The sequence below is a fragment of the Vibrio sp. 14G-20 genome (assembly GCF_026241515.1).
Classification (GTDB): domain Bacteria; phylum Pseudomonadota; class Gammaproteobacteria; order Enterobacterales; family Vibrionaceae; genus Vibrio.
The window spans coordinates 1-7,848 of the sequence record NZ_JAPHPW010000049.1 but is presented as its reverse complement, the minus strand read 5'-3'; the positions used below and the strand labels follow the sequence as shown (position 1 = coordinate 7,848).

Genomic DNA, 7,848 nt, shown 5'->3' with positions numbered 1-7,848 from the left:
AGAGCCTACTCTAAGCTTAATGGCTTGAGAGTGAGGCGGACCATATAATTAAGCCAATCGTGCCGGAGTGGATAGCAAACCAGTTCCCCTTAGGATCTTTCATACCTTCTGGAATCTGATCCCAATTTTTAGGCTTATATGTATCAACAACGCCTTGTTCTGTTGCGTTAATACCAAAAGAAACACCGTAATAGACCACATCAGCAACTGGGCTATTCTTCTCTGCAACCAACTGAGATAAAGACTGACCTGAGTTCTTATTGTCCATAGGAACTCGGATACCCAACTCTTTATTAATTAACTGAAGTTGCCCTCCCCAGTTAGCCCATTCCGGTGGACAGTTGTAACAAATCGCATCAGATGCCTGCGCTTGAAAAGCGACGCCAGCAAAACCAAGAATTAAGCTCGCTAATTTTCTAGTTTTTGATGACTTGTTAACTCGTAGTAATTGATGTGGTGCCATTATGTTCTCCAACGAATTTCCATTAATTAAATTGGGTTATAACGGGAACCGCACCAAGCGATCCCTTCATTTGTAATTCATACTTCAACGCAAATTCAAACCGCTCGATTGAGCCTGCTTTTGCGTTAAACAAAATATCGACGGCCATTTTCCCCATATCAATATGAGGAACAGCCACAGTAGCTAAATTCGGACTCACCAATTGCCCAAGCCCCATACCATCAAAGCCCACAACCGAAACGTCTTGTGGGATTCGTCTACCTGTACTCTTCAACGCATTCATTGTTTTCAGCGCAAGTAAATCATTGCTGCAAAACCAAACCGTAGGACCACACTCACCGCTTAATAAGCTCATCTCAGAGTCAGTGAACGGAACAAGCTTGTTTTGGTCGACTTCAAGAAGCTGGCTTAATTCAACCCCCTTCTCATAGAGACCTTGTTTGAACCCTTCATAACGCTTTTTTGCACGGTCGGATGAGGCAAAGTGCCCTGTAATCATTCCTATTTTGATATGGCCATATTCTAGAATTTTCTGTGCAACATCCTTACCTGCTTGATAGTTATCAACATAGACACAAGGTTCATTTTCAACAGATTGGTTGTGAAGCAAACAGTAAGGAAATTTAAAACTTCGGAGTAATTCGAGTGCAGCATTATCAGACACATCGGCTATCGTTAAGATCACACCTTCCACTCTTTGACGGATCAGATCGATAGCTGCTTGTTGTTCTTGTTCACTGTCATATTGAGTGTCCAGCACTATAGTCGAGTAGCCAAAATGCCGCGCGCGCTGCTGAATACCTGCAACAACTTCTGAAAATACGGGATTCAATAAACTCGGAATCAATACGCCAATCGTTGGGTTTTTATTGAACTCAAGAGCATGCGACTTCCTGTCTATTCGATAACCTGTCGTATCAATGACACGCTCGATCTTTTGAGCTGTAGCAGAAGCCACAGATTCTGGTGTGTTAACGAATCGAGAGACTGTCGCAGGAGAAACACCCGCGAGAACTGCCACATCCTTGATATTCATTCGTTATCCCTATCCATCCCGTTAATTGATGAACGCAAGACTAGATGACGGGTGTGACAGTTTTATTAATGAAAACAGGCGACATCTATACTTTTAACCAACGTTAAAAGCACCTTCAAAGCAAATGGCGACATTTTAATTTATGAAACAAATTCGTTTCACTCAATAACACGGATTTTCTAATGATTTATTTCGAGTAAAAAAAGTCATTTATAAGAGATGTAAGTCAATAAGATCGGCGTAAACGATTCGACTAACTAGAATTGGGGATTTCTGCGACTCAATCTCAATTGCGTGTCACATGTCGCCTAGTCATGACGAACACGATTTGAAGGGACGAGAACGAAAAAAGGCCTCACACTGTGAGGCCTTTGAATAGGCAAGGTGTTAATAGTTCAGGCGAATGTTAATAGAACTATCGAGAACTATTAGAAGTTAGCGTGTGGGCCAAATACTTCGTAATGTACGCGTGAGCGATCTACTTTAAGTGCATCTAGCTGCTCTACGATGTTCTTCATGAAGCCAACAGGTCCACAGATGTAGAAGTCGCTCTCTTCAAAGCCTTTAGTATCAGAGATAGACGCTAGATCCATTTGGCCTTGATGTGTGTTTTCACATGCAGATTCGTCTTTGTTCATGTACCACGTTTTCGCTTCCCAACCTTTGTCTGCAACAATATCTTTAACACGACTCGTGAAAGAGTGTTGGCCTACGTTCTCACAAGCGTGAAGGTAAAGTACTGGCTCGTTTTTATCTTCCGTGTTTAGGAACTCAAGCATAGACTGCATTGGCGTTACACCAACACCTGCAGAGATAAGCGTTACTGGTTTACTGCGCTCTTGATACATGAAGTCACCCGCTGGTGCGTATAGGCTAACCTCATCACCAACAGCAACTGTATCGTGTAGGTGGTTAGATACAACACCTTGTGTCTCTTGGCCTTGCCCTTCACGTTTAACAGAGATGCGGTATTGTTTGCCGTTTGGCTTATCAGACAGAGAATATTGACGAATTTCGCTGTATTGAGAGCCTTCTGGTTTTACTTCGATACCAATGTATTGACCTGGCGTATAATCCAGAACTTCACCGCCGTCTTTTGGCTGAAGAATAAAGCTAGTTACTAGCGCTGACTCTTCGATCTTGTCTGCAATCACAAACGCACGCGCTGCTTCCCAACCACCAACAGCTTGCTTACGCTGTAGGTAAAGTTCAGCTTCACGATCGATGAATACTTGCGCTAAGAATAGGTAAGCGGCTGTCCATGCTTCTTCCACTTCTGGAGTAAACGCATCAGCGGCTAGTTCACGTAGTGTTTCAATCAGGTGCAAACCAACAATTTGGTAGTGCTCTGGTTGAATGTTAAAACTTGTGTGTTTTTGAGCAATACGTTCAACGGCCATTGTTAACGCTGCTAGATTTTCAATGTTCTTTGCATATGCCGCGATAGCTTCAAACAGTGCTACGCCTTGGCGACCTGTTCTTTGGTGAGTCATATTGAAGATATCTTTCAACTCAGGGTTATGCGTGAACATACGTTGATAAAAATGCTGAGTTAAAGCAGGGCCTGCGCTCTCAAGTAGAGGGATAGTAGATTTGATGATTTCGATATGTGCATTGTTAAGCATGAATTTACTCCGAACACTGAGCCTTATGACCTATATGTCATTTTGACTACTTAAAAATTAAGAATGACTTATCGATTTTCTGAAACCTTAGTTATTTTTAGAAACTGAGTTATTTTGACTCGTTTTTATTTCAAAAAATCGTGAAACCTGATTAATGCCACCTGATTGATTGAGATCAAGAATAGTCTGTTTAATCAGCGCTATAATCGGGATTCACTGTCTCTTCTGCACAATCAGTGCCAAGTTTATAACGCCCCGCCATTTCTGGCTTTCTTCTCAAAACCCATCTTATAAAAATGTCAAAAAGACCTTTTTTTAAAGTCAATAAGACTCTATTATGTAGATAAACACACACAGTTAGAGTTTTTTATGCAAGATATCTCCGCATCTACCCTCATGGAAATGACCATTGGCCTCGCGAGTGGTGTGAACGATCAAGATCGTTTCAATCGCCTCATTGATGCTATTCGCAAAACCATAACGTGTGATTGTGTCGCGCTTTTAAGCCTTCAAGGTGACACGCTAGTACCCATTGCAATGCAAGGGCTCAGCCGAGATACATTCGGTCGTCGCTTTATCATTTCAGAACACCCGCGTTTTGAAGAGATCTGCGCGTCTCGCTCTCCTGTTCGTTTCGATTCTGACAGCTCCCTACCCGATCCTTTCGATGGTTTGCTTATTGACCATGATGGCGATTTACCGATGCACGCTTGTATGGGCTTACCTTTACTATTTGGCGACAAGCTATTGGGCATTCTGACTCTAGACAGCCTGAAACCAGATGTCTTCGCTAATATTCCAGCGCGTAACCTTGAAGTACTGGCAGCGATTGCGGCTTCAAGCATGCAAATGGCACTGACCTTCTCGCAACTTGAACATCAAGCGAAACAGTCAAAACAGTTACTGGAAGAGTTGAATGTAGAGTCATGGGAACGTGACGGTGGTGAGTTGATTGGTAACAGTGACACCATGGTCGCACTTAAGAACGACATCGCTGTGGTAGCGCCGTCTGAGTTTAATATCTTGATTCATGGTGACACGGGGGTTGGTAAAGAGCTCGTGGCTCGTACCCTGCACCATCAATCTCAACGTAAGCGTAACCCACTCGTCTACGTAAACTGTGCTGCAATCCCTGAAAACTTAGTAGAGAGCGAACTGTTTGGTCACGTTCGTGGCGCATTCACTGGCGCAGACAAAAACCGCTTAGGTAAGTTTGCTTTAGCCGATGGTGGCACACTGTTCCTTGATGAGATTGGTGAGTTGCCTTTAGCCGCGCAAAGTAAATTATTACGTGCGCTGCAAAACAACGAAATCCAACCTGTTGGCCAAGACAACATTCAAACCATTGATGTACGAGTATTGGCAGCAACAAACCGAGATCTAAAACAAGAAGTCGAAGACGGCCGATTCAGAGCCGACTTGTATCACCGACTGAGTGTGTACCCTATCGCGGTGCCTGCACTGAAAGATCGTGGTGACGACATCAGCCTATTAGCGGGTTTCTTCTTAGAACAAGCGCGTCGTAAGCTTGGTATCAACCAAGTTAAGTTCCGCTCTGACGTTCTTTCTTTCCTAAACCGTTATGGTTGGCCGGGTAACGTGCGTGAACTTGAGCACGTGATCAGTCGTTCAGCATTGAAAGCGTTAGCGCGCAGCACCAATAAAAACCTAGTGACAATTACCAAGGAAGATTGTGGTCCACTCGATCAAGATCAACCTATTGCGACAACACAGGTGAAAAACACACCGTTATCGACACCAACGATCGATCTTTCTGAAGGGCTACGTGGTGCAACGGACGATTTTCAGCGCAGTATCATTACTGAGGTGTTGGAAGATGCCAACTTTAACTGGGCACAAGCAGGGCGAGTTTTGAAAACAGACCGAGCAAACCTGACTCGACTGTCTAAGCGTTTAGGGCTAAATGTGGCTAAGTCTCACACGATCGAACGGACAAAATAGATATTAGCGGTTTGTTGCGAGCATCTGACAAAACTTGTGTATATAATGCTGCAAATTGTAACGCTAATTTTAAATATGTAGAGAGAGTTATGAAGTTTATCCGTTGGTTCTTAGGTCGTGTTATCTTGTTATTGAATTTTGTTTTCAGCCCACGTGGTGTGAAGCGTTCTCAAGAAGAACAAAGCAAAGTGAATGAGCAAGCAAAAACGCACACGTTATACCAATTCGACGCGTGCCCATTTTGTGTGAAAGTGCGCCGCGCGATGAAACGTCAGTCGGTTCAATTTGAACTTCGTGATGCAAAAAACAACGAGCAACACCGTTCAGAGCTTGAAGCTGGTGGCGGTCGTGTAAAAGTGCCTTGTCTACGTATCGAAAAAGACGGCAAAACTGAGTGGATGTACGAATCTTCAGATATCGTGACTTACTTAGAAAAGCAGTTTGCATAAGCAAAAAAGCGATAAAAGCCAGATACAAAAAATCCCTCGAATGTGAGGGATTTTTTGTATCTGTTATTTGGCGTTAATCGCTTCAAATTAGGAGCGAAAGTTCAAACGACTACTTCGCTACAATCAGCATCAATTCCACACGGCGGTTACACGCCTTGCCTTGCGCAGAAGCATTAGTACAAGCTGGAACATACTCACCGAAGCCACGAGTATAAATAGAACGACTGGACACATAGTTACTCTCTAATCGAGCTTTTACTTCTTTTGCGCGCTGCTCTGACAGAGGATCATTAATTCGATCTGTGCCTGTGTTATCGGTGTGCCCTTCAATCACAACATCGATATCTTGGCGTTGAGAAAGGTAGTTACCTAGCGTATCTAACCATTGATTATAAGCTGGCTCAGGGAATGCTGAACCTGTTTTAAAGTTCACGTGCTGCTCAAGCTTTACCATCACATGGTTACCTGGCAACACTTCAAAATCGATACGGTTTTGTCTTAAAAAGACTTCCAGTGGATCGTTAGTCGAAACGCCACGTCCGTAGTTGGTCGTGATGGTTGTTTGTTGATGAGTGCTGCTCTGAATCGAGTACCCACGATTGCTTGCTACATGAGTCGTTTGAACCACACCCCATTCTGGGTGCATCAGGTCGTAATCGGTTTGTGGTGCAGTCTCTAGCATGTTACCGCCAAGTAAATCAGTTGGTGACGTGGCTTCACACCCAGCCAAAGCTATGCTTAACATTATCGCTAAATATCTCATTACTTCACCAACCACTCATGCAGATAAACCATTCACTAATGTCTATATCGGCACCAAAGGAAAAACTTTAGACCAAAAGAAAGCAGATCCAAAAAAAGTGCTGTTGATCACAGTTAACCGTCTACTAGTCTGTCTTCAGCCGCTAGTTCGAACTGTTTGCATTTATTTACCTTATAATTGTTTTCCAATTCGTACTAAATAGTTAGAATCTCACGACTTCTCAACGCTAGAGTAAACATTATGTTTAAACCATTTACTAAATTCATCACAGCACTCGCTGTCGTGCTTATTATCGCGGGTTGTAGTGAAACAGACGAGCCACAAAAAGGCGTTCAATACGAAGCGCTTCCAACTGCTCTAACAGAATTCAACTTGTCTCCGGTCACTGAAATTTTCTCTCTTAACTGTGGTCACTGCCGTCAAATGGAAAGTGCAATTCCAGAGATTGAATCTCTAACAGACCAAACTATTGGCAAGATGCACGTAACGTTCAACGAAAGTGCTCAAATCAGTGCAATGATCTACTACACAGCAGTGATGCAGCTTGATGCGACGCCAGACCACGCGTTCATGGACGACCTATTTGGTGCCGTTCAAATGGGTGCAGATGCAACACCTGAGCAGCGTCAACAAGCACTCGAGACAGCGTTTACTTCTCGTGGTTTGGTTAGCCCATACCAACTGAAAAAAGAACAACAAGTCGCTCTGTTTGACTACGTTAAAAAAGCAGAAGAGATCTCAGTAAAAGGTCAGATCAACTCAGTACCAACCTTTATCATCAACGGTAAATACCAAGTACTCACAGCAGGTCACCAAGACGTTGCTGGCATTGCAAAAACGATCAACTACCTTTTGACTCAACCCTAATCACGGCTTTAGCCCATTGATTAACACACTCTGTATTAACTGCGAAATTCTGCATTAACTATCAAATTATGCATTAATTATGAAATACAGCATTAACTATAAATAGGTTTTACTATGTCTAAATTTGTCATCCCGGTCATTGTCTTTCTTTTGGCGGGTTTCATGATTTACCGTACTTGGACGAATCATAAGTCTGGCGGAGAAAACTTCGAACAAGGCCAACAATTTCTAATTGAAAACGGCACAAAAGAAGGCGTGATTACGACTGAAAGCGGTCTTCAATACCTTGTTCTTGAAGAAGGTACAGGCACAGAGCACCCAACTAAAAACAGCAAAGTAACGGTTCATTACCACGGTACGCTACTCGACGGCACTGTTTTCGACAGCTCTGTTGAGCGTGGCGAGCCAATCTCATTTGCCCTTAAGCAAGTAATCAAAGGTTGGCAAGAAGGTTTGACTTACATGGTTGAAGGCCAAAAAGTTCGTCTATTCATTCCAAGCACTTTAGCTTACGGTAAAGGTGGTTCTGGCCCTATCCCACCATCATCGACTCTGATTTTTGACGTAGAACTCATCTCTATCAAATAATCGAAGTGACTGATTTTAGCCCCAACATACGCGCTATGTTGGGGCTTAATTATATGGTCCGCCTCACTCTCAAGCCATTAAGCTTAGAGTAGGCT

7 protein-coding genes and 1 pseudogene are annotated in these 7,848 nt (G+C 43.2%); 4 read left to right on the top strand and 4 right to left on the bottom strand.

The window, feature by feature from the left end:
• Positions 1-43 precede the first annotated feature (43 nt).
• From OQJ75_RS22255 to hmpA, 3 genes and pseudogenes are all read right to left on the bottom strand, one after another.
• Positions 44-463, bottom strand: a pseudogene (locus OQJ75_RS22255) (ABC transporter substrate-binding protein); the annotation flags it as partial.
• 22 nt (positions 464-485) lie between these two features.
• Positions 486-1,499, bottom strand: a complete 1,014-nt coding sequence (locus tag OQJ75_RS22250) for a substrate-binding domain-containing protein (RefSeq protein WP_248391469.1) — start codon at positions 1,497-1,499, stop codon at positions 486-488.
• A gap of 428 nt (positions 1,500-1,927) precedes the next feature.
• Positions 1,928-3,124 carry an NO-inducible flavohemoprotein gene (gene hmpA, locus OQJ75_RS22245; RefSeq protein WP_265974948.1) on the bottom strand — a complete coding sequence of 399 codons (1,197 nt, stop codon included), beginning with the start codon at positions 3,122-3,124 and terminating at the stop codon, positions 1,928-1,930.
• 369 nt (positions 3,125-3,493) lie between these two features.
• Here hmpA and norR point away from each other — a divergent pair, with 369 nt between their 5' ends.
• Together norR and OQJ75_RS22235 are read left to right on the top strand one after the other, a co-directional pair.
• Positions 3,494-5,086, top strand: a complete 1,593-nt coding sequence (norR, locus tag OQJ75_RS22240) for a nitric oxide reductase transcriptional regulator NorR (protein WP_248376567.1) — start codon at positions 3,494-3,496, stop codon at positions 5,084-5,086.
• An 89-nt stretch (positions 5,087-5,175) separates the two neighbouring features.
• On the top strand, positions 5,176-5,535 hold the full coding sequence (locus tag OQJ75_RS22235) for a glutaredoxin family protein (protein ID WP_265974949.1): 360 nt from the start codon (positions 5,176-5,178) through the stop codon (positions 5,533-5,535).
• 109 nt (positions 5,536-5,644) lie between these two features.
• Here the strand turns inward: OQJ75_RS22235 and OQJ75_RS22230 are convergent, their stop codons facing one another.
• Entirely contained in the window at positions 5,645-6,280 is a 636-nt protein-coding gene (locus tag OQJ75_RS22230) for an OmpA family protein (protein ID WP_265974950.1), read from the bottom strand.
• 258 nt (positions 6,281-6,538) lie between these two features.
• Here OQJ75_RS22230 and OQJ75_RS22225 point away from each other — a divergent pair, with 258 nt between their 5' ends.
• Positions 6,539-7,165 (top strand): thioredoxin domain-containing protein, encoded by a 627-nt coding sequence (locus OQJ75_RS22225; protein ID WP_248376569.1) that lies wholly within the window; start codon positions 6,539-6,541, stop codon positions 7,163-7,165.
• A gap of 114 nt (positions 7,166-7,279) precedes the next feature.
• Complete coding sequence (locus OQJ75_RS22220; protein WP_248391473.1) at positions 7,280-7,753, top strand: FKBP-type peptidyl-prolyl cis-trans isomerase; 474 nt, start codon at positions 7,280-7,282, stop codon at positions 7,751-7,753.
• The last annotated feature ends 95 nt before the right edge of the window (positions 7,754-7,848 follow it).

Excerpts from the sequence above, each read along its gene's own strand:
- OQJ75_RS22250 (WP_248391469.1), bottom strand. The coding sequence starts at position 1,499 with ATGAATATCAAGGATGTGGCAGTTCTCGCGGGTGTTTCTCCTGCGACA.
- hmpA (WP_265974948.1), bottom strand. The coding sequence starts at position 3,124 with ATGCTTAACAATGCACATATCGAAATCATCAAATCTACTATCCCTCTA.
- norR (WP_248376567.1), top strand. The coding sequence starts at position 3,494 with ATGCAAGATATCTCCGCATCTACCCTCATGGAAATGACCATTGGCCTC.
- OQJ75_RS22235 (WP_265974949.1), top strand. The coding sequence starts at position 5,176 with ATGAAGTTTATCCGTTGGTTCTTAGGTCGTGTTATCTTGTTATTGAAT.
- OQJ75_RS22230 (WP_265974950.1), bottom strand. The coding sequence starts at position 6,280 with ATGTTAAGCATAGCTTTGGCTGGGTGTGAAGCCACGTCACCAACTGAT.
- OQJ75_RS22225 (WP_248376569.1), top strand. The coding sequence starts at position 6,539 with ATGTTTAAACCATTTACTAAATTCATCACAGCACTCGCTGTCGTGCTT.
- OQJ75_RS22220 (WP_248391473.1), top strand. The coding sequence starts at position 7,280 with ATGTCTAAATTTGTCATCCCGGTCATTGTCTTTCTTTTGGCGGGTTTC.